We start from the raw sequence: 24,443 nt of genomic DNA, 5'->3' as shown, positions 1-24,443 counted from the left end.
ACGGGGGACGGCGTGCCGTCCGGACGGGCGAAGGCGGTGCGTGGCATGAGTGCAGCCGGGGCTCCGGCGCCACAGGGCGGCGAGCGGGCCCGCGGGCCCGTGCCGCCGGGCGGCCTCCTCGATGTGCTCGCGGTGGCCTCGGTGGTCCTGGACACCGACGGCCGGATCGCGCTGTGGAGCCCCCAGGCCGAGGAGTTGTTCGGCTACACGGCGGCGGAGGCGCTCGGCCAGTACGCCGCCCGGCTGATGGTGGACGAGCGGCACATGCAACTGGTCGGCAAGCTCTTCGCCGATGTCATGACCACCGGGCAGAGCTGGGCCGGCGGCTTCCCGATCCGGCACAAGGACGGCAGCACCCGTCTGGTGGAGTTCCGCAACATGCGGCTGCTGGACGCCCGCGGCAAGGTGTACGCCCTCGGGCTGGCCGCCGACCGCTCGACCGTACGGCGCCTCGAACAGGACGTGGCGCTGTCCGAGCGGATGGTGATGCAGTCCCCAGAGGGACTCGCCGTCTTCGACACGGAGCTGCGGTACGTGTCGCTCAACCCCGCCCTGGAGCGGATCAACGGGCGGCCGGCCGCCGAGCACCTGGGGCGCCGCATGGCCGAGGTGGTGCCCGAGCTGGACGTCACCGGCATGGAGGCCGGCGCCCGCCGGGTGCTGGAGACGGGCACGCCCCTGATCGACCACATCCTCGTCGGCCGTACCCCCGCGGACCCGGACGCCGACCACACCTGGGCGGTCTCGCTGTACCGGCTGGACGACGCGGCGGGCCATGTGCTGGGCGTGGCCTGCTCGGTGGCCGACATCACCGAGCAGCACCGGGCCGCCCTGGAGGCGGAGGCGGCCCGGCGCCGGCTCGCGGTGATCGCCGACGCCGGGGCCCGGATCGGTACGACGCTCGAACTGGACCGTACGGCCTGGGAGTTGGCCGAGGTCGCGGTGCCGGAGCTGGCCGATGTGGCCGCCGTGGACCTGCTGGAAGCAGTGGTGGAGGGCCTGCCCAGCACCCTCGGCCCCGCGGATACGGCGGTGCTCCGGGCCCTCGCGCTGCGCCCCGAGGACGGCTCGGACGCCGTACGGGCCGCGGACACGCCCGGCAGGATCGCCCGGTACGCCCCCGACCGCCTGGTCACCGAGTGCGTGCGCACCGGTGAGGCGGTGCTGGTGCCACGGGTGAAGGACGAGGACCTGCCGCGCATCGCCCGCTCCCCGGAGGCGGCCGTACTGCTGGGGCGGGCGGGGCTGCACTCGTATCTCGCGGTGCCGCTCATCGCGCGCGGCGAGGTGCTGGGCGCGCTCGACCTCAAACGGACCGTCAACGCGCGGCCGTTCGACGCGGACGACGTGCTGCTCGCCCGGGAGCTCGCGGCGCGCGCGGCGGTGCAGATCGACAACGCCCGCTGGTACCAGAACGCCCGCAACACGGCACTGACCCTCCAGCGCAGCCTGCTGCCGAGCAGTCCGCCGGTGACCACCGGGCTCGAAGTGGCCTCGCGCTATCAGCCGGCGGGGGCCACCAGCGAGGTCGGCGGGGACTGGTTCGACGTCATCCCGCTGGAGGGCGGGCGGACCGCGCTGGTGGTCGGCGATGTCATGGGCAGCGGGATCGGGGCGGCCGCGACGATGGGGCGGCTGCGCACCGCGACCACCACCCTGACCGCGCTCGGTCTGGACCCCGCGGTGCTCCTGGCCCACCTGGACAAGACCACCTCGGCCCTGGACCACTCCATCGCGACCTGTGTGTACGCCGTCCACGACCCGCGGCTGCGGCAGTGCCGTATCGCCAACGCCGGCCATCTGCCCCCGGCCCGCGTCCGCCCCGGCCACCCCCCGGAACTCCTCGACCTGCCCACCGGTGTCCCGCTCGGCGTCGGCGGTGTCTCCTTCTCCACGGTCACCGTCGACTTCGCCCCCGGCGACGAACTGGTCCTCTACACCGACGGCCTGGTCGAGACCCGCCGCCACACCCTGGACGAACGCCTGGACCTCATGCTGTCCCTGCTGACCGACCCCACCCGCCCCCTGGAGGAGACCTGCGACCTCCTCCTGCGCACGCTCCACCACCCGGACAACCACGACGACGTGGCCCTGCTCATCGCACGGGCGAAGGAATGCTGACGGCGCGTCAATCCCCCTCTGTCACCCCGCCGTCGCGTCGCTGAGCCGCTCCCACTCCTCGCTCAGCATCCCGAACAGCACGCTGTCGTACCAGCGTTGCCCCACCCGCACACCGGAGCGGCGGCGCCCCTCCTCGACGAACCCGGCCTTGCGGAAGGCGCGGATCGCGCGTTCGTTGCCGCTCCAGGTGTCCAGCTCGACGCGCCGGAACCCGCAGGCGCCGAAGAGGTGCCCCAGCAGCAGCCGCAGCGCCTCGGAGCCGTAACCGCCGCCCCAGTGGTCGCGCTCCCCGATGGTGATGCCGACCGTGACCCGGCCGGCGAACGGGTGGACGTCGCGGTAGTCGACCATCCCGATCGGCCGGCCGTCGGCCAGGTCCTCCACGATGAACGTGCCGTCGACGCGCGGGTCCTGACGGAGCTGGGCGTCATGGAAGCGCTCCAGGGTCTCCCGGGTGATGGGCCCGAAGTGCGGGTCGCCCCCGGTGGCCCAGTGCACCACCTCGGGGTCGTTGCGCCAGCGCAGCTGGACGTCCAGATCCTCGGCGCGCGGCGCCCGAAGTCGTACAAGCGTTCCCTCGATCATGCGCTGATCATAGGGATGATGATCACGGGGCTTCGTCCCGCACGCCGATCACCACATGCGCCGACCATTCCTGCGAGACCGCCACACGTGCCTTCAGGCCCGCCTCGGTGAAGGCGGCGACCGCGGCCGGGGCCTGGCGTTCGCTGGTCTCGGACAGCAGCCGGCCGCCGGGGGCCAGCCAGTCGGTGGCCTCGGCGGCGACGCGGCGCAGGACGGCGAGGCCGTCGGGACCGCCGTCGAGGGCGGTGGTCGGCTCGTGGTCGCGGGCCTCGGCGGGGAGCAGCGGGAGGTCCGGGGTGGGGACGTAGGGCACGTTGGCCGTCAGGAGACCGATACGGCCGCGCAGGGCGGTGGGCAGGGCGGTGTACAGATCGCCCTGGTGGGCGTGGCCGCCGTAGGGGGCGAGATTGCGGCGGGCGCAGTGGACGGCGGCCGGGTCGATGTCGGCGGCGTGCACCCGCGCGCCGTCCAGCGCGGCGGCGAGGGCCGCGCCGAGCGCGCCGGAGCCGCAGCACAGGTCCACCACGACGGAGGCGTCCGGGACTTCGGCCAGCGCCCGGTCCACCAGGAACTCGGTACGGCGGCGGGGGACGAACACCCCGGGCTCGACGTCGATCCGCAGCCCGTAGAACTCGGCCCAGCCGAGGACGTGTTCGAGCGGGAGACCGGCCGTGCGGCGGTCCACCATCGAGGCGAGTTCGGCGGCGTCACGGGCGGTGGCGAGTATCAACTCCGCCTCGTCCTCGGCGAACACGCACCCGGCGGCACGCAACGCGGAGACGACGGCCGCGGGGGAAAGGGAAGAGGGAGTGGGCATGTGAGGACGGATGCCTTTCGGGAGCGCGAGACCACAGGGCGCTCCCGCGGTCACCGCTGCCGGTGCACCGCGCCGTCACAAGGAGAGAGCACCCCGGCTGACACAGCGGATATGGGTCTCACCTCCTCGCACTCGGGGCCGCGGACCTCCGCGACCGGACGGTCACCATACCCCACCGGACCTGGCCGGGTTCAGCCCCTGACGTCGCGAGTTGTACTCTGCAACCGGAATGCGGACCACCGCGGAACGCCGGAGGAGGGAGGTCCCGTGCGCACAGCCGAGTCGGCCGTCGAGACGATCCAGCGCGAGATGACGGTCTTCGCCCGCCGGGCCCGCGCCTCGGCGGGCCGTATGCACCCCGAGCTGTCCCTGGTGTCGTACACCCTGCTCGGCCATCTGGAGGAGAGCGGGGGCTGCCGGGCCACCGATCTCGCGGCGCACTACGCCCTGGACAAGTCCACGGTGAGCCGCCAGGTCGCCGCGCTGGAGCGGGCGGGCCTGATCGAGCGCCGCCCGGACCCGGAGGACCAGCGGGTCCAGGTGCTCCAGCTGACCGAGGCGGGACAGGAGATCCTCGCCCAGGTCACCCGGCGCCGCCGCGCCGCCTTCCGGGAGCGGCTCGCCGAGTGGCCCGAGGACGACCTGGTGCGGTTCGCTGCCTATCTGGAGCGCTACAACGCGGGGGCCGAGGGCATCGGCGCCGACTGAGCGATCCGACGATCACCCCACCGGCACCGCGGCCCGCCCGTCCGTCAGCCGCTCCGGGGCCTTCGCCGCCAGGAAGGACGTGGTCCTGCGCAGCCGGAAGCCCAGGGACTCGTACAGCCGGATGGCGTTGGTGTTCCTGGCGCTGGTGTGCAGGAACGGGGTGTCGCCGCGCTCCCGGATGCCGTGCGCGACGGCGAGGATCAGCCTGCCGGCCAGGCCCTGGCCGCGTGCCGCGGGGTCGGTGCAGACCGCGCTGATCTCGGTCCAGCCCGGCGGTCGCAGCCGCTCCCCCGCCATGGCGACCAGCGCGCCCTCGCGGCGGATGCCGAGATAGGTGCCCATCTCCACGGTGCGCGGCAGGAACGGCCCCGGCTGGGTGCGCCCCACCAGGTCCAGCATCTCGGGCACATCGGCCGGGCCGAGGCGGACCGCCTCCGCGTCCGGCGCCGCGGCCAGACCGTCATCCACGAGCTGGACGCCGCCCACGTGGAAGGTGATCTCCCAGTCCTCCGGGACGTCCCCGCAGTAGTCGTTCAGGGGGACCTCCGCACCGGCTCCGGCCAGCGCGGCGAGGTCCGCCCAGTCCCGGGCCTCCGGCTCGTCGGGCAGCGCCAGCCACGGGGAGACGTCGACCGGGTAGCGCAGCACCCGGCCGCGCCGCTCGGCGAAGTGGGCGTGCGGGCCGGTGAGGGAGGCGAGGGCGGGGTTGTCGAGGACGTGCGCGGGGGACCGGGGACCGATGACGCTCACGCGGCCACCTCGATCACCGTGCCGAAGCCGTACGCCTTGCGCATTCTCATCCCTCGCTTCTCTCGCACTGTCCCCGGCGCACCACGGCCGGTACCGATCGCCAAGGAGCGACCCGCACCCGGTATTCCCGCTCCCCCGCGCTGTTCATACGACCGCAACGATCCGAGCCGCGACCGGGCTCCGGAGCGGTGACCAGGCACGGAGCATCCGCCGGGACAGCGTACGGTTGAAGGATGAACGTCACGCGAGGCTTCACGGGCCGCGCGCGCGAGCACAACCCGGGGCTGCCGCCCGGTCAGTACGACGCGCGCGAGGACTGGCCCGTCCTGTCCGCCGAGGTCACCCCCGACCTCGCACCCGCCGACTGGTCCTTCCGCGTCGACGGGCTGGTCGAGCGGCCGTACACCTGGGACTGGGACACGGCGCACGCGCTGCCCGCCTCGGCGTACGAGGGCGACATCCACTGTGTCACCGGGTGGTCGAAGTTCGGGGTGCGGTTCGGCGGGGTCTCGCTGGACGCCTTCCTCGACGTGGTGCGGCCCGCGGCGGCCGCCACCCACGCGGTCGCCCGCTCCCACACCGGCTACACCGCGAACCTGCCGCTGGCCGACCTCACCGGCGGTCGCGCCTGGATCGTCTGGGAGTACGGCGGCGAGCCGCTGCCGGCCGAGCACGGCGGCCCGGCACGCCTGGTGGTGCCCCATCTGTACTTCTGGAAGAGCGCCAAGTGGATCGCGGGCATCACGCTCCTCGACCATGACGAGCCGGGCTTCTGGGAGGGCAACGGCTACCACGCGCGCGGCAACCCCTGGGAAGAGCAGCGGTACGCCGGTGACTGAGACGACGACCATGCCCGGTGGCACGCCCCGGTTCGCGGTGCCCGGCCGGATCGCCGTGAGCGAGCAGGCCGAGTCGACGTGGCAGACGGCCACCCTGACGGAGATCCGCCGCGAGACCCCGCACGCGGCCACCTTCCGGCTCGCGGTGCCCCGGTGGGCGGGACATCTGCCCGGCCAGCACCTGATGCTGCGGCTGACCGCCGGGGACGGCTACACGGCGCAGCGCCACTACTCGATCGCCTCCGCGCCCGACGACAGCGGGCATATCGAGCTGACCCTGGACCGGGTGCCGGACGGCGAGGTGTCCGGCTGGTTCCACACCGTGGCCAGGCCCGGTGACACGATCGACGTACGCGGCCCGCTCAGCGGCTTCTTCGCCTGGCCCGGCGACCGGCCCGCGCTGCTGCTCGGCGCCGGCTCCGGGGTGGTACCGCTGATGTCGATGATCCGGCACCACCGGGCGCGCGGCCTCGAAGTGCCGCTGCGGATGCTGGTGTCCGCGCGCAGCCCCGAGGAACTGATCTACGCGGCCGAGCTGGGCGCGGAGACGACCCCGGTGTTCACCCGCAGCGCCCCCGCCGGGGTGCCGGTGGGCCGGGTGACGGCCGCGCATCTGGCGCCGCTGCTGGCCGAGCGGCCGCCCGGCGGGTGGGAGGCGTATGTGTGCGGGTCCAACGGGTTCGCCGAGCACGTCTCGCGGCTGCTGGTCCGCGCCGGTCAGCCGGCGGACCGGATCCGCATCGAACGCTTCGGCTGAGGCGCGGCACCGGCGCGTTCGCGGGGCACGTGGCTCGAACGTGCCTCAAGTGGGCCTGAACTCGCGGTTCACCGGGTGGGCCGGGTGCGCCGCACGGGGTACGAGACGGGTGAGGACGCTCGTGCGCGCACACCGGAGCGGGTGGCGGCGCGGGCGGGCGGCCGGTCGGCTTCGGCGAGGAGGCGGACATGCGGACCCGGGTGCGTGTGCGTGGCTGGCGCTGGCGGCGCAATCCGCTGCGGCGCCGCTGTGATGTCGTCGAGGCGTGGACGGTGCTGGTCGTCGCCGTGCTGCTGTTCGTGGTGGCGCCCCTGGTCGGGGTGGCCGCGGGGCTGCACACCCAGAACCGGGACGCGGCGACCGCGGCGGCGCAGCGGGCCGCGCGCCACCGGGTGCCGGCCACGGTGTCCGGCGGTCCGCCGGGCGTCCAGGTCGAGCGCGGGCATCTGCACCGCGCCGAGGTCCACTGGACCGAGCCCGGCCACGGAACCCGGACGGCCTGGGCGCGGGTGCCGGCCGGGGCACGGACCGGGGACACGGTCCCGGTCTGGGTCGACACCCGGGGGCAGGTCGTCACCGCGCCGTCGTCCGGTGCGGACGTCCTCCAGCACGCGGTGACCATCGGGGTGTGCGCGGCGGCCTGTGCCGGGGGCGTGGTGTTCCTCGGGCACACCCTCGCCCGCCGGATCGCGCTGCGCCACCGGCTCGCCGAGTGGGAGCGGGCGTGGGCCCGCACGGGACCGAGGTGGACCCAGCCCAGGGCCTGAACGACCGCGTGCCGAGCCATGGTCGGCCGGGGCGCCCTCCTCGTACGGTGGGCTCCCCTCTCCCCCGGCGAAGGCGGTGGCCGATGGCCCTGTTCGACCTGCCCCTGTCCGAACTCCGTGCCCACCGGAGCGAGTCCACCGAACCCGAGGACTTCGACGCCTTCTGGGACGCCACCCTGCGCGAGGCACGCGCGCATGAACTCGCCGTCCGCTTCGAGCCGGTGGAATCCGGACTGGCCACGGTCGAGGTGTACGACGTGACGTTCGCCGGGTTCGGCGGGCACCCGGTCAAGGGCTGGCTGCGGCTGCCGGCCGGGGCGCGCGAACCCCTGCCGCTGGTCGTGCAGTTCATCGGGTACGGCGGCGGGCGCGGGCTGGCGCACGAGGATCTGCTGTGGGCGTCGACCGGGCGGGCGCACTTCGTGATGGACACCCGGGGGCAGGGCAGCGTCTGGGGCGGCGGGGGCGGCACCCCGGACCCGGTGGGCTCCGGCCCCGCCCACCCCGGCTTTCTCACCCGGGGCATCGACGCGCCCGAGAACCACTACTACCGGCGGGTGTTCACGGACGCGGTACGTGCGATCGAGGCGGCCCGCGCCCATCCGCTGACCGACGCGGCGCGCACGGTGGCGCTCGGCCACAGCCAGGGCGGCGGCATCACCCTCGCGGTCGGCGCGCTGGTCCCCGATCTGGCCGCGGTGGCGCCGGACGTGCCGTTCCTGTGCGACTTCCCGCGCGCGATCACCCTGACGGACCGCCACCCCTACCGCGAGGTCGGCCTGTTCCTGAAGACCCACCGGGGCCGGACGGCGCAGGCGCTGCGCACCCTCTCCTACTTCGACGGCGTGCACTTCGCCGCCCGCGGCCGGGCACCGGCCCTGTTCTCGACGGCCCTGGAGGACGAGACCTGCCCGCCGTCGACCGTGTTCGCGGCGTTCAACTCCTGGGCGCACCCGGACAAGACGATCGAGGTGTACGAGTTCAACGACCACGAGGGCGGCGGCCCCTTCCATGACGCGGTGAAGCTGCGCTGGCTGCGGTCGTACGCCTAGGGCCTCTCCAGATCACCTCTTCCTCGATGCCCGACCGGTCGGTATGTTCGGGGTGCCCGGTCCGGGGCCGACACGGGCCGGGCGTTCCCGCGACCACGGAGGGCCCATGTCAGCCACGCACGACGCCCAGCAGACCCCGTCGGCTCCGCGGGCCGCCGGGGTCCACGGCTTCTGCGATCCCCGGTTCACGGCCGTGCGCGAGGCGTTCGAGGAGAACTTCCGCACCCGGCGCGAACTCGGCGCGGCCGTGGCGGTCACCCTCGACGGGGAGACCGTGGTGGACCTGTGGGGCGGCTGGGCGGACGCGGCCCGCACCCGGGCCTGGGAGCGGGACACCCTGGTGAACGTGTGGTCGACCACCAAGGGCCCGGTGGCGCTGTGCGCGCATCTGCTGGCCGACCGGGGGCTGCTCGACCTGGACGCGCCGGTGGCCCGGTACTGGCCAAAGTTCGCGGCGGCCGGCAAGGAGAAGGTGCTGGTACGGCATCTGCTGTCGCACCGCGCCGGGCTGTGCGGACTGCGCGAGCCGCAAAGCCTCCAGGACCTGTACGACTGGGAGTTGACCACCGCGCGGCTCGCGGCCACGGAGCCCTGGTGGGAGCCGGGCACCCGCTCCGGGTACCACGCGGTGACGTACGGCTTCCTGGTCGGCGAGGTCGTACGGCGGATCACCGGGCTGAAGCCGGGGGCCTTCCTGGAGCGGGAGGTGACCGGGCCGCTCGGCATCGACTTCAGTGTGGGCCTGCCGGTCGAGGAGTACGGTCGGGCCGCCGAGCTGACGCACAGCCCGGCCGGCTCGGACGACGAACGCTCCCCCGCCTTCCGTCACTTGACCCGGCTGACGCTCGCGGCGATGGCCAACCCGGCGATCGGCGCGGCCCACGCGAACACACCCGCGTGGCGGGCGGCGGAGGTCCCGGCGGGCAACGGGCACGGTACCGCGCGGGCGGTCGCGGCGCTGTACGGCGTCTTCGCCGGGCGCGGCTCCTTCGGCGGGCGGCAGATCCTGTCGCCCGAGGCGGCGGAGCGGGTGCGCGAGGGGCAGGGCAGCTGTGTCGACCTGGTCCTCGGGGCGGGCCTGGGCGGCGAGAGCGAGGCGGGGCTCGGGCTGTGGCTCAGCGGACCGCGGGGCGCGTACGGGCCCAATCCGCGGGCGTTCGGGCATGACGGGTTCGGCGGTTCGTGCGGGCTCGCCGATCCGGAGGCGGGGGTGTCGCTGGGCTATGTCATGAACCGGATGGGCCCGCGCATCATGGACGACCCCCGGAAGATGGCCCTGATCGACGCCCTGTACGGCGCCCTGTGATCGGCGGACCGCTCTCAACCACCCTGCTCCACAGCGGACTTGGTGGCCACCACCAGCCGGGCACGGGGGCTCCCGTCGTCGCGCCGCCCGAACTCGGGCAGGGCGCGCAGCTCGGTCGTGAACCCGGCGCGCGCCAACTCCGCCAGCACCGTGCCCAGTCGGAACGTCCGGTAGTACATGACGAACGGCGGCCGCCACAGGGCGTTGCGCACCCGCATCACCGCGTCGAAGCCGAGCAGTGCCCAGAACGCGCGGTGGTGCGCCGGGGTGGGGGCGCCCAGCGGGAAGGCGAAGCTGCCGCCGGGCCGCAGCGCCGAGTGGACCTGGGCGAACAGGCCGGGCAGCTCGCGGGGCAGGAAGTGGCCGAACGCCCCGAAGCTGACGACGAGATCGAAGGCGGCGGTGAACGGCAGCGCCCGTGCGTCGCCGCGCACCCAGCCGATCGCGGGCCTGTCCTCGGGGCGGACCCGGCGCCGGGCGACCTCCAGCATCCCGGCGCTGAAGTCGACGCCCACGGCGCTACGGCGGCACAGCCCGGCCAGCACCCGGACACCGGCGCCGGTCCCGCAGCACAGGTCGAGGCCGTCGTCGAACGGTCCCAGTGGGTCGAGCGCCCGCGCCACGGCGTCGAGCACCCGGCCGGGGGTGCGAAAGGGCGTGTGGTCGAACTTCGGCGCGAGCAGGTCGTATCCGTGCTCGACGGAGGACAGCGCCTGGACGGCGAGTTCGCGCAGCGAGGGGCCTTCGGGTCCGAACATGTCCGTCAACCCGTCAACTCTCGTACCCATTGATCAGTTTCATCCGCACCGACCCAACCTACAGGGGTGATCCCATGCACGCGTTCCGTTCGGCAGTCGAGGCCGGGGACCTGGACGCCGTGGCGGCGCTGCTGGCCGAGGACGTCGTCTTCACCAGTCCCGTCGTCTTCAAACCGTATACGGGCAAGGCCATCACCGCCGCGATCCTGCGCGCGGTCTCCCAGGTCTTCGAGGACTTCCGGTACGTCCGCGAGTTCGGCGCCCCCGACTCCCCCGACCACGCGCTGGTCTTCACCGCCCGGGTGGGCGGCCGCGAGCTGTCCGGCTGCGACTTCCTGCACGTCAACGAGGAGGGGCTGATCGACGACCTCATGGTCATGGTCCGCCCGCTGTCGGGCGCGCACGCCCTCGCCGAGGCGATGGGAGCACGGTTCGAACAGATCGCCGAGGAGGCGCAGGCGGGTTCCTGACGGCAGGCACGTTCCTGACGCCGGGCGGGGGCGGTCCGCACGGGGCCGCCCCCGCCCTGTTACCCGGCCTGCGGATCCGTCCCCGGGAATACCCCCGCGCACCGATCTGTTGACGCCACCGAGCACACCGGTATAGTGCGAACAGCGCATGTGCGTGCCCCTCGTACCGGCACCGATGTCGCCGTCTTCTCTCCAGCCCCTCGGCCGAGCCGTTTCCACGGCCCCGGGCTTCTTCTTCGCACCACCTCGTGACCAGGGCTTTCGCCGTCATGTCCGGGGTGTGTTCCCGCCGCCCGAGGCAGGTCGTATCCGCCTCCCGTTCGCGGCCTTTCCCCCTTCCCACGCGCTTCTCCCCACTTTCCTCGTCCGCGAAAGGACACCCCGCCATGACCACCACACTCGAACACCCTCCGGTCGAGCTCCGGGTCCCTGCCGCTCGGCTCGTCACCGGCGTACTCGACATCGACACGCACGGGAAGGGGCATCTGCGGGCCGCCGATCTCCTTCCCACCCCCGCCGACCCGCAGGTTCCGGCCGCACTGATCCGCAGGTACGGGCTGCGCAAGGGCGACCTGGTCGAGGGCGCCCGGGGCCCGCAGCGCGCGCTGACCGAGGTCGCCCGGGTCGGGGGTCGCGCACCCGGCGACCTCGCCGCCCGCCGGAACTTCCGCGACCTCACCCCGCTGCACCCGCGCCGCCGACTGCGCCTGGAACACCCGGACGCGGGGCTCGCCGGCCGGGTCGCCGATCTGTTCACGCCGGTCGGCAAGGGCCAGCGCGGCCTCCTCGTGGCGCCGCCGAAGAGCGGCAAGACGGTCCTGCTGCGGCAGCTGGCCGCGGCCGTCGCCGGGAACCACCCCGAGTGCCGGCTGATGGTGCTGCTGCTGGACGAGCGCCCCGAGGAGGTCACCGAGATGCGCCGAACGGTGCATGGCGAGGTGTACGCCTCCACCTTCGACCGCACCGCCAAGGAGCACATCGCCCTCGCCGACCTCGTCGTCGAGCGGGCCAAGCGGCTGGTCGAGGCGGGCGAGGACGTCGTCGTGCTGCTGGACTCGCTGACCCGGCTGTGCCGGGCGCACAACAACGCCTCCGGCGCGAGCGGCCGAACCCTCAGCGGCGGTGTCGACGCGGGCGCGCTGATCGGCCCCAAGCGGTTCTTCGGCGCCGCCCGCGAGGCCGAGGAGGGCGGCTCGCTCACCATCCTGGCCACCGCCCTGGTGGACACGGGCTCCCGTGCCGACGGCTACTTCTTCGAGGAGCTGAAGAGCACGGGCAACATGGAGCTGCGGCTCGACCGGGAACTGGCCGGACGGCGCGTCTTCCCCGCCGTGGACCTCGAAGGCTCCGGCACCCGGCGCGAGGAACTGCTGCTCACCCCGGCCGAGTTGGGCGCCGTCCACGGGCTGCGCCGCGCCCTGCGCTCACGCGAGGGCGCCCCGGCGGGCCTGGAGGCGCTGCTGGAGCGGATGCGGCGCACCCCCGGCAACGCGGCCTTCCTGCGGCAGGTCCTGCCGACCCTGCCCGCGAGCTGACCGGGTACGGCAACCGGGTTGCTCCGCTGGCATCCGGGTTGCTCCGTTGGGCCGGACGGCGCGGCCGACGCGCGCACATCACTCCCATTCGTACGTTGAGCATATGATCACCAGATTCAGATATCGGGCGGTCGTGCCCGCCTGTTCCCTGTGTGTGGCGGGCCTGCTGGCGTTCACCCCGGCCCTGGCCGGCGCCGCCCCGGCCGCCGCGCGGCACCGGAGCGCCGCGCTGCCCCGCAACGGCGAGCCCGCGCCGCCCGCGCCCCGGGCGGCCATCCCGGCCCCGGCCCTGCTCTACCGCTCGGGCACACAGGTACGCCCGCGCGGGAGCGCCCCCGAGCTGCCGGACGTCTCCGCGCTGTCCTGGCTGGTGGCCGACGCGGGCAGCGGGCAGGTGCTGGCCGCGAGCGAGGCGCACCGGCCGCTGCCGCCGGCCAGCACCCTGAAGACGCTGTTCGCCCTCACCGTGCTGCCGAAGCTGCCCAGCGGGATGCAGCACACCGTGCGCTACCAGGAGTTGGCCGACGTCGCCGAGGGCAGCAGCCTGGTCGGGGTCGAGGAGGGCCACAGCTACCGGGTGGCGGACCTGTGGCGGGGGGTCTTCCTCAGCTCGGGCAACGACGCGGTGCATGTGCTCGCCTCCCTCAACGGCGGCTGGGAGACCACCGCCAAGCGGATGCAGACCAACGCCCGCGCCCTGGGCGCCCTGGACACGCATGTGCTGTCCCCGGACGGTTACGACACCCCCGGTCAGGTGTCCTCCGCCTACGATCTGGCCGTGTTCGGCCGCGAGGGCCTGCGCAACCCCGACTTCGCCACGTACTGCTCCACCGCGCAGGCCGAGTTCCCCGGCGACGGTGCGCCGTTCGCCATCGAGAACACCAACCGGCTGCTCACCGGCGCCGACGGCGTGGCGCCCTACCCGGGCCTGATCGGTGTCAAGAACGGCTACACCACCAACGCGGGCAACACCCTGGTGGCCGCCGCCCGGCGGGGCGGGCGCACCCTGGAGGTGACCGTGATGAACCCTCAGGCCGGCGACGGCTTCGAGGTGTACGAGGAGGCGCGCCGGTTGCTCGACTGGGGCTTCGCGGCGGACGGTCAGGTGGATCCGGTGGGCTCGCTGGACGGGCTGCGTCCCAAGCCCCGGCCGACCGCTTCGGCCGCGCCGGTGGCGGCGGCCACGTCCGGGGCGCCGGACGACGACGACTGGTCCGGCACCGCCGTCGGGGCGGGACTCGCCGGGCTGGGCGCGGCCGCGATGGCACTGGCGCTGCGGGCCAAGGTCAGGGCCAAGGGCAGGGGCAGGGCGGCGCGCGGCTGACCGATCGGCAGACCGAGCAGCAGGCCCAGGGTGATCCAGGTGTAGAGGTTGCTGCCGAGGAAGCCGTCGAGGCCGGAGGCGTCGTCGAACCACAGCCAGACCACGCTGGTGCACAGCACCGCGTACAGCGCGCCCGCCAGGCGCCGGTGCCCGGCGCGCAGCAGGACCGCGAAGGAGGGCAGCAGCCACACCAGGTGATGCACCCAGGTGATCGGGCTGACCAGGCAGGCGGCCGCCCCGGTGAGGGCGAAGGCCGCGGTCCAGTCACCGGCCAGCGCCGCCCGGCGGCCGCGCCACGCCCAGACGCACAGGGTGCCCAGCACCGCGAGCGCCCACAGCGGGCGGCCGGTCTCGCCGAGCCGGGCCAGCACGCCCTGGAGCGACTGGTTGGAGACGTAGTCCAGCCTGCCCACCCGGCTGGTGTCCCACAGCGCCCGGGTCCAGTAGAACCGGGAGGCGGCCGGGTCCACCAGGGCGGCGAGTCCGGTCACGGCCACGGCCACGGCGGTCGCCTGCGCGGCGGCCCGGCGGCGCCCGGCGAGCAGCAGCAGCCCGATGAACAGGGCCGGCGTCAGCTTGACGGCCGCCGCGAGCCCGATCCCGGCGCCCGCCCAGCGGCCCCGGCCGCTCGACAGCAGCCGGGCGTCGGTGAGGACGAGGGCCAGGAGGACGACGTTGACCTGGCCGAAGCTGAAGGTGTCCCGCAGGGGTTCGAACAACGCGAGCGCGCACAGGGCCAGCGACCAGCGGTACCAGCCGTGGCGCCGCCAGTCGTCGCCTGCCAGGACGCGCAGGACCACACCGAGGGCGGCCGCGTTCACCACCAGGGAGGCGACGATCGCGGTGGTGCGGCCCAGCAGGGCCAGGGGCAGCATCAGGACCGCGGCGAACGGCGGATAGGTGAAGCCGTACTGCGTGCCCGGCACCCGGTAGTCGTAGATCAGGCCGCCGTGGTCGACCCAGCTGTGCACGGTGCCGTAGTAGACGCGCAGGTCGAAGAAGCCGCGCAGCAGCGGCACGGTCGCGGTGAACGCGGTCACGGCGGCGGCGAGGGCGAGGACCAGCAGCAGCCTGCCCCGCTCGGTGCGCGGGCCCGTCATGCGGCGCGCCCCGGGGCCGGGGACACGGCGGGCGCCTGGGCCGCCTGGTGGGCCTGCCACAGGACGACGACGCCGAGCAGCCCGCCGCAGACGGCGAGCACCAGCTGGCCCGCGTCGGCGGGGCCGCCGCTGGGCAGCACGGCGAGGGCGAGCACTCCGGCGAGGGCGGCGACCCGGTGCCGTACCGACGTGCTGGGCGCTGCGGCGGCGATCAGGAACAGGCCCCACAGCACGTACCAGGGGCGGATCGCCGGGCCGAACACGGCGACGACGAGCAGGCTCAGGCCGAGCGCGTACACCGGTTTGAGGCGCAGTCGCAGCCATATGAGGAGGATGGCGACGGCGGTGGTGAGGAGGCCGAGCAGATGCCAGCCGGGGATCGCCAGCGGGGCCAGGCCGCTGCCGAGCCGGACGAGCAGATCACCGGTGGCCCGGCCGAGCAGGCTGGTCAGAGCCCAGTTCTGCGGGGAGACGGGGGTGCCGAGGGCGCCGATCCAGCCGTAGCCGGTGCCGGCCGTCACGGTGGCGGCGACCGTGGTCGCGGCGGAGACGGCGGCGGTGGTCAGGGCGGCGGGCAGCGGGCGGCGCCCGGCGCGGGCCTGGAACGCCACCACGGCGAGCAGACCGAGCGCGGCGGGCGCCTTGACCAGGGCGGCGAGGGTGACGAGTACGGCGCCCAGAACGGGTCTGCGGCCCCGGGCGGCGACCAGGCCGAGCCCGAGCAGTCCGAGCATCAGCGCGTCGTTGTGGGCGCCCGCGACCAGGTGCAGCAGCACCAGTGGATTGAGGGCGCCGAGCCAGAGCGCGGCGGCCGGGTCGGCGCCGCTGTGCCGGGCGAGCCGGGGCAGCGCGAACGCCATCAGGGCCACCCCGAGGAGGGCGAGCAGGCGCATGCCGATCAGGCCCGCGGGCAGCTCGCCCCGGGTGAGGCCGGACAGCGCGGAGGCGAGACCCAGGAAGGCGGGGCCGTACGGCGCTCCGGTGTGCTGCCACATGGGGGCCACCTGGTCGGCGAGCGGACCGCCGAGGGCCGCGGGGCCCTGGGTGTAGACGTCCATGTGCGCGTCGGCCATGGCACCCTGCGCGAGATAGCTGTAGACGTCCCGGCTGAACAGCGGCGGTGCGAGCACCAGTGGGGCGGCCCAGACGGCCAGTACGAGCAGCAGGGCGCGCGGCGCGGGCGGCCGCGGCCCCCGCACCAGACGGCCGAGCAGCGCCCAGGCGGCGATCAGCAGCACGACGCCGAAGTACACCGCGACCAGCCCTGTCGCCTCCTGGGCCGAGGCGGGCGCCGGCGGATCCGCCACGGGCAGCGCACCGGCGCTCTCCCCGCCGAGCGCGAGAAAGGCGGTACCGACCAGCCCGAGCAGCCGACACCGCCGCAGATCGAAGGGAAATGCCATGGCCAACACTGGCTCAGCGTGGCAACGCCGAATGTCCACGAAACGACGACAGCCCGTCCGAACGGGGACAGAGGTGTGGCCGGGGCGTGGTGGACGGGGGCGGATCGGGGTGGCGCAGGAGTGGTGGGAGGCGCGGGCCGGTGTTCGGGGGCCGAGGCGGTGTCCGGCCGAATCCGCGGCGGGTGTCGGGAGATTCCAGGGCCGGTGGCCGGAAGTCTCCGAGTCTGACGCCCGACGGCTTCCGCGGTCGGTACCGGGGGCGGGATTCCGACGCCGGCACCCGACGGCACCCGCAACCGGTACCAGGGCCGGATTCCAAGGCCGATGCCCATCAGGTCCCCGGGCCAGCACCTCATGGCCACCGCACCCGGTACCCAGGGGCTTCCAGGCCAGTGCCCGGCAAAATCTGCGGCAGGTGACCGAGAGGTTCCAGGACCGGCGCCCGGCGAATTTCAGGGCCGGTCCTCGGGAGTCTCCGACGCCGACACCCGACGGCTTCCGCGGTGCCAAGGCCGATGCCCCATCAGGTTCCGAAGCCCGCACCCGGTGCCTTCCACCGTCGGTGCCGAGGGAAATCCAGGGCCGGCGCCCGAAGGGTTGCGAGGCTGGCGCCCGATGGCTTCCGCGGCCGGTGCCCAGGGGAACTCCGGGGCCAATGCCCCTTGGCCTCCGCCGTCGAGGCCCCGGCGGATTGCGCAACGGGTGTTTGGTGGCTCCCGGGGCCGGTTCCCGATGGCGCCGCCGCCGACACCCCGGCGGATTCCGTTGCCCGTGTGGTCAGAAGACGGACAGGCCGGTCAGGGTGGTGAAGCGGTCCAAGGCGGCCACGCCGGCCACGGAGTTGCCGCGTTCGTCCAGGCCGGGGCTCCAGACGCACAGCGTGCAGCGGCCCGGGACGACGGCGATGATGCCACCGCCGACACCGCTCTTGCCGGGCAGGCCGACCCGGTAGGCGAAGTCGCCCGCGGCGTCGTACGTGCCGCAGGTCAGCATCACCGCGTTGACCTGCTTGGCCTGGCTGCGGCTGAGCAGTCGGCTGCCGTCGGCGCGGATGCCGTGCCGGGCGAGGAAGCCGGTGGCGAGGGCGAGGTCGGCGCAGGAGGCGGCGATGGAGCACTGCCGGAAGTACTGGTCGAGCAGGACCGGCACCTCGTTGTCGATGTTGCCGTAGGACGCCATGAAATGGGCCAGCGCGGCATTGCGGTCACCGTGCGCGGTCTCGGAGGCGGCGACCTCCTGGTCGAAGTCCAGCGCGGGGTTTCCGCTCTCGGCGCGCAGGAAGCCGAGCAGTTCTCCGGCCGCGTCCCCGGTACGGGTCTGGAGGCGGTCGGTGACGACGAGCGCGCCCGCGTTGATGAACGGGTTGCGCGGGATGCCGTTCTCGTACTCCAGCTGGACCAGGGAGTTGAACGGGTTGCCGGAGGGCTCGCGGCCCACGTGCTCCCACAGCTCGTCGCCCTCACGCGCCAGGTCCAGGGCGAGGGTGAACACCTTGGTGATGGACTGCGCGGAGAACGGCTGCCGCCACTCCCCCACCCCGTACACCGTGCCCTCCAGCTCGGCGACGGCCATACCGAAGGTGCGGGGGTCGCACGCGGCCAGCGCCGGGATGTAGTCGGCGGCGCGGCCGCGGCCCGGTGTGTGCTCCAGCTCCTCGGCTATGCGCTCCAGGACCGGCAGGAAGGTGGGGGACGACGTCGTTGTCATGATCACCATTGTGCCTCCGTACCGTTCCCGCAGCCCACTCACCCCCGCCCCGCTGGCTCTCGTAACCGCAGGTCAGGCGGCCGGCGCCCCACTGCCCGCGATGATCTCGGGGCGCAGCAGCGCGGCCAGCGTCCCGGCGGGCAGCAGGCCCTTCTCCAGGACCAGTTCGGCGACCCCGCGCCCGGTGGCGAGGGCTTCCTTGGCGATCTCGGTGGCCGCCGTGTAGCCGATGTGCGGGTTGAGCGCGGTGACCAGTCCGATGGAGTTCTCCACGCTCGCGCGCAGCCGCTCGGTGTTGGCGGTGATGCCGTCGACGCAGCGCTCGGCCAGCGTCAGGCAGGCCCGCTCCAGATGGGTGACGGACTCCGACAGGGAGTGCAGGATGATCGGCTCGAAGGCGTTGAGCTGGAGCTGTCCGGCCTCGGCGGCCATGGTGATGGCGACGTCGTTGCCGATGACCTCGAAGGCGACCTGGTTGACCACCTCGGGGATGACCGGGTTGACCTTGCCCGGCATGATCGACGAACCGGCCTGCACCGGCGGCAGGTTGATCTCCCCGAGCCCGGCGCGCGGACCGGAGGACAGCAGCCGCAGGTCGTTGCAGCTCTTGGAGAGCTTGACCGCGATCCGCTTGAGCACCCCGGACATCTGCACGAAGGCCCCGCAGTCCTGGGTGGCCTCGACCAGGTTGGCGGCGGTGACCAGCGGCAGCCCGGTGATCGCGGACAGATGCCGGCGGGCGGCCTCGGCGTACCCGGACGGAGCGTTGATCCCGGTACCGATCGCCGTGGCGCCCAGGTTGATCTCATGGATCAGCTCGACGGCCTCGGCGAGCCGGCTGCGGTCCTCCTCGATCATCACGGCGAACGCGGAGAACTCCTGACCGAGCGTCATCGGTACCGCGTCCTGCAACTGGGTGCGGCCCATCTTGAGCACGTCACGGAACTGGACGGACTTGCCCGCGAAGGAGTCCTGGAGCACCGCCATCGCCTTGAGCAGTCCACGGACCGCGAAGACCGTCGCTATCTTGACGGCGGTCGGGTAGACGTCATTGGTCGACTGACTCAGGTTGACGTCCTCGTTGGGGTGTACATACGTGTACTCGCCCCTGGCGCGGCCGAGCAGCTCCAACGCCCGGTTCGCGACGACCTCGTTGGCGTTCATGTTGGTCGAGGTGCCGGCCCCGCCCTGGATGACGTCCACGACGAACTGCTCGTGCAGCTCGCCGCGCCGGATCTCCTGGCAGGCGGTGACGATCGCGCGGGCCTTCTCGGGTGCCAGCAGGCCGAGTTCCTCGTTGGCGAGCGCGGCGGCCTCCTTCACCGCGGCCAGGGCGTCGATCAGATGCGGGTACGCCGAGATCGGCATGCCGGTGATGGGGAAGTTCTCGGTAGCCCGCAGGGTGTGGATGCCCCAGTAGGCGTCGGCGGGCACGTCCCGATCGCCGAGGAGGTCGTGTTCGCGCCGGGTGGTGGTCATGAGGGGTGATCCGCTTTCTGGGTTTCGGGAGGGGAAACGTCGGCGAGGGGTGATCTCAGGCGGAATCGAGCTCGCCCACCACCTGTACGGCCCCCACCGGGACCCCACCGCCGAGCAGCGCCTGCCCCGCGAAAGCGGTCAGCAGGGCCGGGTCCACCCCGGCCCGCTCCAGTGCCCGCGCCGCGACCGGTATCCGCGCGCGGTCCGCCCCGTCCGCTATCTTCACGGCCACCGCCCGCCCGTCCGGCAGCGCGGCGACCTGGACGCCCTCGAAGCCGTCCTTGGCGAGCAGTCCTGGCACGGCCCGCATCAGCGCGGCCACGTCGCGGCTCGCGCCGGACGCCATCTCCGCGTGGCCGCGCATCGCGTCGGCGACCTTGGCCTCCGCCGTGCCGGGCGCCGCCGAGGTGATCCGGGACAGCGCGCGGGCGAGCCCGTGCAGGGAGATGGCGAACAGGGGCGCGCCGCAGCCGTCCACACTGGTGTGCGCGACCCGCTGTCCGGTGAGGTCCTCGACGGTCTCCCGGACGGTCTGCTGCAAGGGGTGCGCGGGGTCCAGGTAGTCCGGCAGGGACCAGTCGTTGAGGCGCGCGGTCCACAGCATCGCCGCGTGCTTGCCTGAGCAGTTCTGGGCGAGCCGGGAGGGCGTCCGTCCGGCCCGCACCCAGGTGTCCCGGACGGCGGGGTCGAAGGGCAGGTCGGGGACGTTGCGCAGATCGTCCTCGGCGAGTCCGCCCAGTTCGAGGATGCGCCGGGTACCGGCGAGGTGGCGCTCCTCGCCGGAGTGGCTGGCGGCGGCCAGGGACAGCAGTTCGCCGTCCAGCGGCAGCCCGGCCCGCACCATGGCGACGGCCTGGAGGGGTTTGACGGCCGAACGCGGGTAGAAGGCGGCCTCGATGTCGCCGACCTGGTGGTCGACGGTGCCGTCGGCGCCGAGGACGACGACGGAGCCGTAGTGGATGCCCTCGACCACACCGCCGCGGACGAGGTGGGCGACGGGGGCGTGGCCGGGTGCGCGGACGACGGGCGCGTCGGCGGGGAAGCTCATGTCCATTTCTGCCTGCATCAAGGAGTCGGGGCGGCCGGTTCACGGGTCTCGCGGCGGCACGCCGGTCGGGGGGCGCGGGGTGCGGATCGCACGGGGGTTGGGCACGGCCGTCGTACGGACCGCGCCCGGTGCTGTGGCGACCGGCGGCGGGGGCACGGTGGTGCGTCCGGTGCCGGCGTCGGGGTGTTCGGGGGTCGGAGGGGTCAGGGGTGGGCGGCGCTCATGCCTCGGGCGCGCCGCTCGCGGCCGGGTCGGGCCGTCTGGGGCGCACGATGTCGGTGAGGCTGCGTTCGACGCGGTCCAGGTGGTGGCTCATGGCCGCGAGGGCGTCCTGCTCGGCGCCGTCGACGAGCGCCTCGACGATGGCGCGGTGCTCGCGGTTGGACTGCTCACGGCGGCCGCCCAGCTCGTTGAGGAAGGCCGACTGGCGCGCCAGGGCGTCGCGGATCTCCTCGATGACGCGGCGGAAGACCGGGTTCTGGGCGGCCTCGGCGACGGTGAGGTGGAAGAGGGTGTCCATCGCGACCCAGGCGGTGGTGTCCGTCTCCCGTTCCATGCGGTCCAGCAGATGGGCCAGCCGGTCCAGGTGGTCGGGGGTGCGGCGCAGGGCCGCGTAGCCGGCGACCGGGATCTCGATGTGCCGGCGGACCTCCAGCAGATCGCTGGCCGCGTAGTCGCCGAAGGTGGGGTCTTCCACGGCGTTGGCGACGACGAAGGTGCCCTTGCCGGTCCGGGAGACCGTGAGGCCCATCGCCTGGAGCGCGCGCAGCGCCTCGCGCAGCACGGGCCGGGACACCTCCAGGGTGCGGCCCAGCTCGGCCTCGGAGGGCAGCTTGTCGCCGATGGCGTAGTCGCCGCGCTCGATGGCGCCGCGGAGGTGACCGAGGACCGCTTCCATCGCGCTCACACGCCGCGGACCGAGACCACCTGTCTGGCTGTCTGACAGGTTCACGAGCCGATCCTGCGCGCTGCCCGCCCGCTCTGTCAAGGCGGCCGGTTCACACCCGCGCCCGGGCCGCCGAAAGGGCCGCGAAACGCGCACGGGGTGCGGCGCCCGTCTTCGGGCCGCCGCACCCCGTGGGGTGGTCGGGAGATCGAGGCTCAGGCGTTGAGCGCACCGGTGGTGAGCAGGCCGATGAGGCCCAGCCCGATGATGATGCGGTAGATCACGAAGGCGTTGAAGGAGTGCTTGGCGACGAACTTCAGCAGCCAGGCGATCGAGGCGTAGGCCACGACGAAGGAGACGAGGGTGCCGACGGCCAGCGGGGCGGCGCCCACGCCCGCGCCCAGCGCGTCCTTCAGCTCATAGATGCCGGCGCCGGTCAGCGCGGGGATGCCGAGGAAGAAGGAGAGACGGGTCGCGGCGACGCGGTCCAGGTCCAGGATGAGCGCGGTGGACATGGTGGCGCCGGAGCGGGAGAAGCCGGGGAAGAGCAGGGCGAGGATCTGGGAGCAGCCGACCCACATCGCGTCCTTGAAGGACGTGTCGTCCTCACCGCGCTTGTGGCGGCCCATCTGGTCCGCGCACCACATCACAGCGGAGCCGACGATCAGCGAACCGGCCACCACCCACAGCGAGGCCAGCGGCCCGTCGATCAGCGGCTTCGCGGCAAGGCCCACCAGGACGATCGGGATCGTCGCGGCGATCACCCACCAGGCGAACTTGTAGTCGTGGTGGTAGCGCTCCTCGCGGTTGGTCAGACCGCGGAACCAGGCGGAAACGATCCGCTTGATGTCCTTGAAGAAGTACACGAGCACGGCGGCGATGGCGCCGACCTGGATGACGGCGGAGAACCCGACGACGGACTTGTCGTCGACGGGGATGCTCATGAGCCCCTCGGCGATCTTGAGGTGGCCGGTGGAGGACACGGGGAGGAACTCGGTCACCCCCTCGACGACTCCGAGGACGACGGCCTGACCGACAGAGATGGCGCTCATGGGATCCAGTTCTGAGGAGAGTAGGTCGACAGTGTTGTAGACGGTACTTGCTGCGCGGGGTGCCGAGCGCCGGGCTACACAGCGCCGGCGAGCCAGTACCCGGCGAAGGCCGCGGCCAGCCCGGCCGCCACGCCGGCGACGACGTTCACCGAAGCGTAGAGGCCGGAGCCGGCCTCGGTCAGCCGCAGGGTCTCGTAGGAGAAGGTCGAGTACGTGGTCAGCGCCCCGCACAGACCGGTACCGAGCAGGAGTTGCAGCCGGGGTCCCGCGGCCCCGGTGGCGACGGCGCCGGTGACGAGCCCGAGGATCAGGCTGCCGACGACGTTCACCACGAAGGTGCCCCAGGGGAAGACCGAGTCGTGCCGGGACTGCACGGCGCGGTCGGTGAGGTAGCGCGCGGGCGCGCCGACCACGGCTCCGGCCACGACGAGCAGCCAGTTCACAACGGTTCCTCAGCTTCCGGGCCGGCCGTGGCGGGGTCCGGCCCTGGCGCCCGGCCGACGTACCGTACGACCTCGCACTCGTCCAGCGTGACCAGGCCCTCGCGGACCAGTTCCTCCAGCTGGGGCAGGAAGGCCCGGACGCGCTCCTCGGTGTCCACGACGACCACCGCGACCGGCAGGTCCTCGCTGAGCGAGAGCAGTCGGGAGGTGTGGATACGGGAGGAGGCGCCGTAGCCCTCGATGCCCCGGAAGACGCTGGCGCCCGCGAGCCCCGCGGCGTGCGCGCGGTGCACGATCTCGCTGTAGAGGGGCTTGTGGTGCCAGGTGTCGTCCTCGCCGATGTACACGGTCAGCCGCAGCGCGCGGCCGGTGAGCGAGGTCATGCCTGTTCCCTCCTGGTCAGCACCCGGCGGACGGTGGCCGCGGCGAGCCACACCGCCGCGAGGGCCGCGCAGGGCGTCGCCACCAGATAGACGAGGCCGATCCCGGGGCGGCCGGCCTCGACCAGGCGGCGGATGTCGACGGTGTAGGTGGAGAAGGTGGTGAAGCCGCCGAGGACACCGGTGCCGAAGAAGGGGCGGACGAGGCGGTGGGCGGCCCACACCTCGGTGATGAACACCATGAACACGCCCATCACGGCGCAGCCGATGAGGTTGGTCCAGAAGGTCGCCCAGGGGAAGCCGTCGGGTGCGGTGGGCCAGGCGAGGCTGAGTCCGTAGCGGGCGCAGGCACCGAGGGCGCCGCCGACCGCGACCACCGCGACGACGGGGCCCTGGGCACGCCACCGCATCCGCCGGTGCGGTGCGAGGCGGGCGCGAAGGGTGTCGGCTTCGGGGGTTGTCATCGTTCTTACGTCTCCTGCTCGGCCGACCCCCGGTGGGTGATCACGGCCGGGCACCACATTACCGCCGGATCCGCGACGGCCCGGCCATGCGGTGGTCCGTCCGCCGAAGCGTTCACCCACTCTTCTTCTGACGGAGAGGACGACGCACGGCAGCCGTGGCCGAACGGGGCCGGGGGCGGAACCGGTCAGGATTCGAGAAGCCGTGGTGGGCCTGCCCGGCCTAGCGTGGGAGCACCGAAGGGGGGCCCGTCGGGCCTCGTACCCCTGACCCTTTGACTCGCAAGGAGTGAGCCATATGACCGCCGGTGTGCAGACGATCATCTACCCCGTCAAGGACCCGGAGCGGGCCAAGGCCCTGTTCGCCGCGCTGCTGGGCGTCGAGCCGTACGCCGACGAGCCCTACTACATCGGGTTCAAGGCCGGGGGTCAGGACGTCGGTCTCGACCCGAACGGGCACGCGCAGGGCCTGACCGGGCCGGTGCCGTTCTGGCATGTCACCGATCTGCGGGAGCGGCTGGCGGCGCTGGTGGCGGCGGGCGCGGAGCTCGTCCAGGACGCCCGGGACGTCGGCAACGGACGTCTCGTGGCCTCCGTGAAGGACGCGGACGGCAACATGGTGGGGCTGCTCCAGGATCCCGCCACCGAAAAGTAGTTGCACACTCAACGAGTGGCTGGATCGGTGCTACGGTGCC

General features: G+C 73.4%; 24 protein-coding genes and 1 pseudogene. 11 read left to right on the top strand and 14 right to left on the bottom strand.

All coding sequences use genetic code 11. From position 1 onward, the window contains the following. The first annotated feature begins 45 nt into the window (after nucleotides 1–45). Nucleotides 46–2,121 carry a SpoIIE family protein phosphatase gene (locus HEP81_RS34435; RefSeq protein WP_106979916.1) on the top strand — a complete coding sequence of 692 codons (2,076 nt, stop codon included), beginning with the start codon at nucleotides 46–48 and terminating at the stop codon, nucleotides 2,119–2,121. Nucleotides 2,122–2,142: 21 nt separating this feature from the next. On the opposite strand, the gene HEP81_RS34430 is transcribed toward HEP81_RS34435, so the two are convergent. After that, nucleotides 2,143–2,706, bottom strand: coding sequence for a GNAT family N-acetyltransferase (locus HEP81_RS34430; RefSeq protein ID WP_037655778.1), 564 nt, complete (start codon nucleotides 2,704–2,706; stop codon nucleotides 2,143–2,145). Between the two features lie 22 nt (nucleotides 2,707–2,728). Continuing rightward, nucleotides 2,729–3,523: a putative protein N(5)-glutamine methyltransferase gene (locus HEP81_RS34425; protein WP_037655780.1), complete on the bottom strand. Its 795-nt coding sequence runs from the start codon at nucleotides 3,521–3,523 to the stop codon at nucleotides 2,729–2,731. Between the two features lie 309 nt (nucleotides 3,524–3,832). On the opposite strand from HEP81_RS34425, the gene HEP81_RS34420 reads away from it, so the two are divergent. Continuing rightward, nucleotides 3,833–4,231, top strand: coding sequence for a MarR family winged helix-turn-helix transcriptional regulator (locus HEP81_RS34420; RefSeq protein ID WP_051850168.1), 399 nt, complete (start codon nucleotides 3,833–3,835; stop codon nucleotides 4,229–4,231). Nucleotides 4,232–4,243: 12 nt separating this feature from the next. Here the strand turns inward: HEP81_RS34420 and HEP81_RS34415 are convergent, their stop codons facing one another. Continuing rightward, a complete protein-coding gene (locus HEP81_RS34415; protein WP_037655785.1) occupies nucleotides 4,244–4,981 on the bottom strand; it encodes a GNAT family N-acetyltransferase in 738 nt (245 codons plus the stop codon). A 233-nt stretch (nucleotides 4,982–5,214) separates the two neighbouring features. On the opposite strand from HEP81_RS34415, the gene HEP81_RS34410 reads away from it, so the two are divergent. The 5 genes from HEP81_RS34410 (at nucleotide 5,215) to HEP81_RS34390 (ending at nucleotide 9,702) form a co-directional block, all read left to right on the top strand. After that, nucleotides 5,215–5,820, top strand: a complete 606-nt coding sequence (locus HEP81_RS34410; RefSeq protein WP_037655786.1) for a sulfite oxidase-like oxidoreductase — start codon at nucleotides 5,215–5,217, stop codon at nucleotides 5,818–5,820. Continuing rightward, nucleotides 5,813–6,577, top strand: coding sequence for a ferredoxin reductase (locus HEP81_RS34405; RefSeq protein ID WP_037655787.1), 765 nt, complete (start codon nucleotides 5,813–5,815; stop codon nucleotides 6,575–6,577). The genes HEP81_RS34410 and HEP81_RS34405 overlap by 8 nt, the downstream gene beginning before the upstream one ends. Nucleotides 6,578–6,765: 188 nt before the next feature. Then, nucleotides 6,766–7,344, top strand: coding sequence for an Rv1733c family protein (locus HEP81_RS34400; protein WP_037655788.1), 579 nt, complete (start codon nucleotides 6,766–6,768; stop codon nucleotides 7,342–7,344). Nucleotides 7,345–7,427: 83 nt separating this feature from the next. Further along, the gene (locus HEP81_RS34395) at nucleotides 7,428–8,396 is read left to right on the top strand and encodes an acetylxylan esterase (protein WP_037655789.1); all 969 of its coding nucleotides are present in this window, start codon (nucleotides 7,428–7,430) and stop codon (nucleotides 8,394–8,396) included. Between the two features lie 106 nt (nucleotides 8,397–8,502). Beyond that, nucleotides 8,503–9,702: an EstA family serine hydrolase gene (locus tag HEP81_RS34390; RefSeq protein WP_037655791.1), complete on the top strand. Its 1,200-nt coding sequence runs from the start codon at nucleotides 8,503–8,505 to the stop codon at nucleotides 9,700–9,702. A gap of 14 nt (nucleotides 9,703–9,716) precedes the next feature. Here HEP81_RS34390 and HEP81_RS34385 read toward each other — a convergent pair whose 3' ends face one another. Continuing rightward, nucleotides 9,717–10,460, bottom strand: coding sequence for a class I SAM-dependent methyltransferase (locus tag HEP81_RS34385; RefSeq protein WP_037655921.1), 744 nt, complete (start codon nucleotides 10,458–10,460; stop codon nucleotides 9,717–9,719). A 74-nt stretch (nucleotides 10,461–10,534) separates the two neighbouring features. Here HEP81_RS34385 and HEP81_RS34380 point away from each other — a divergent pair, with 74 nt between their 5' ends. The 3 genes from HEP81_RS34380 (at nucleotide 10,535) to HEP81_RS41775 (ending at nucleotide 13,789) form a co-directional block, all read left to right on the top strand. Next, nucleotides 10,535–10,930 carry a nuclear transport factor 2 family protein gene (locus HEP81_RS34380; RefSeq protein WP_037655793.1) on the top strand — a complete coding sequence of 132 codons (396 nt, stop codon included), beginning with the start codon at nucleotides 10,535–10,537 and terminating at the stop codon, nucleotides 10,928–10,930. A 386-nt stretch (nucleotides 10,931–11,316) separates the two neighbouring features. After that, on the top strand, nucleotides 11,317–12,465 hold the full coding sequence (rho, locus tag HEP81_RS34375; protein WP_037655795.1) for a transcription termination factor Rho: 1,149 nt from the start codon (nucleotides 11,317–11,319) through the stop codon (nucleotides 12,463–12,465). 103 nt (nucleotides 12,466–12,568) lie between these two features. Beyond that, nucleotides 12,569–13,789, top strand: a complete 1,221-nt coding sequence (locus tag HEP81_RS41775) for a D-alanyl-D-alanine carboxypeptidase family protein (RefSeq protein ID WP_078967370.1) — start codon at nucleotides 12,569–12,571, stop codon at nucleotides 13,787–13,789. 272 nt (nucleotides 13,790–14,061) lie between these two features. Here HEP81_RS41775 and HEP81_RS42760 read toward each other — a convergent pair. From HEP81_RS42760 to crcB (HEP81_RS34325), 10 genes and pseudogenes are all read right to left on the bottom strand, one after another. Next, nucleotides 14,062–14,664: pseudogene (locus HEP81_RS42760) on the bottom strand (glycosyltransferase family 87 protein); the annotation flags it as partial. 221 nt (nucleotides 14,665–14,885) lie between these two features. Further along, nucleotides 14,886–16,292 (bottom strand): polyprenol phosphomannose-dependent alpha 1,6 mannosyltransferase MptB, encoded by a 1,407-nt coding sequence (gene mptB / locus HEP81_RS34365; protein WP_037655797.1) that lies wholly within the window; start codon nucleotides 16,290–16,292, stop codon nucleotides 14,886–14,888. Between the two features lie 777 nt (nucleotides 16,293–17,069). After that, nucleotides 17,070–18,008: a glutaminase gene (locus HEP81_RS34360; protein WP_037655799.1), complete on the bottom strand. Its 939-nt coding sequence runs from the start codon at nucleotides 18,006–18,008 to the stop codon at nucleotides 17,070–17,072. Nucleotides 18,009–18,071: 63 nt separating this feature from the next. Further along, nucleotides 18,072–19,478: an aspartate ammonia-lyase gene (aspA, locus tag HEP81_RS34355; protein WP_037655803.1), complete on the bottom strand. Its 1,407-nt coding sequence runs from the start codon at nucleotides 19,476–19,478 to the stop codon at nucleotides 18,072–18,074. 55 nt (nucleotides 19,479–19,533) lie between these two features. Further along, on the bottom strand, nucleotides 19,534–20,532 hold the full coding sequence (locus HEP81_RS34350; protein WP_037655805.1) for an asparaginase: 999 nt from the start codon (nucleotides 20,530–20,532) through the stop codon (nucleotides 19,534–19,536). A 214-nt stretch (nucleotides 20,533–20,746) separates the two neighbouring features. Then, nucleotides 20,747–21,424: a FadR/GntR family transcriptional regulator gene (locus HEP81_RS34345; protein ID WP_037655808.1), complete on the bottom strand. Its 678-nt coding sequence runs from the start codon at nucleotides 21,422–21,424 to the stop codon at nucleotides 20,747–20,749. A 203-nt stretch (nucleotides 21,425–21,627) separates the two neighbouring features. Continuing rightward, nucleotides 21,628–22,464, bottom strand: a complete 837-nt coding sequence (locus HEP81_RS34340) for an undecaprenyl-diphosphate phosphatase (RefSeq protein ID WP_037655810.1) — start codon at nucleotides 22,462–22,464, stop codon at nucleotides 21,628–21,630. A 74-nt stretch (nucleotides 22,465–22,538) separates the two neighbouring features. After that, nucleotides 22,539–22,907, bottom strand: coding sequence for a fluoride efflux transporter CrcB (gene crcB, locus HEP81_RS34335; protein ID WP_037655813.1), 369 nt, complete (start codon nucleotides 22,905–22,907; stop codon nucleotides 22,539–22,541). Continuing rightward, entirely contained in the window at nucleotides 22,904–23,290 is a 387-nt protein-coding gene (locus HEP81_RS34330; RefSeq protein WP_037655814.1) for a DUF190 domain-containing protein, read from the bottom strand. Before HEP81_RS34330 ends, crcB (HEP81_RS34335) begins: the two co-directional genes overlap by 4 nt. Next, nucleotides 23,287–23,751: a fluoride efflux transporter CrcB gene (gene crcB / locus HEP81_RS34325; protein ID WP_037655815.1), complete on the bottom strand. Its 465-nt coding sequence runs from the start codon at nucleotides 23,749–23,751 to the stop codon at nucleotides 23,287–23,289. The genes HEP81_RS34330 and crcB (HEP81_RS34325) overlap by 4 nt, the downstream gene beginning before the upstream one ends. A gap of 295 nt (nucleotides 23,752–24,046) precedes the next feature. Here crcB (HEP81_RS34325) and HEP81_RS34320 point away from each other — a divergent pair, with 295 nt between their 5' ends. Continuing rightward, the gene (locus HEP81_RS34320) at nucleotides 24,047–24,403 is read left to right on the top strand and encodes a VOC family protein (RefSeq protein WP_037655816.1); all 357 of its coding nucleotides are present in this window, start codon (nucleotides 24,047–24,049) and stop codon (nucleotides 24,401–24,403) included. Nucleotides 24,404–24,443: the final 40 nt, after the last annotated feature.

It is taken from the genome of Streptomyces griseofuscus, assembly GCF_014673495.1.
Lineage (GTDB): Bacteria > Actinomycetota > Actinomycetes > Streptomycetales > Streptomycetaceae > Streptomyces > Streptomyces murinus.
This window is presented reverse-complemented; position numbering and strand designations above follow the sequence as displayed.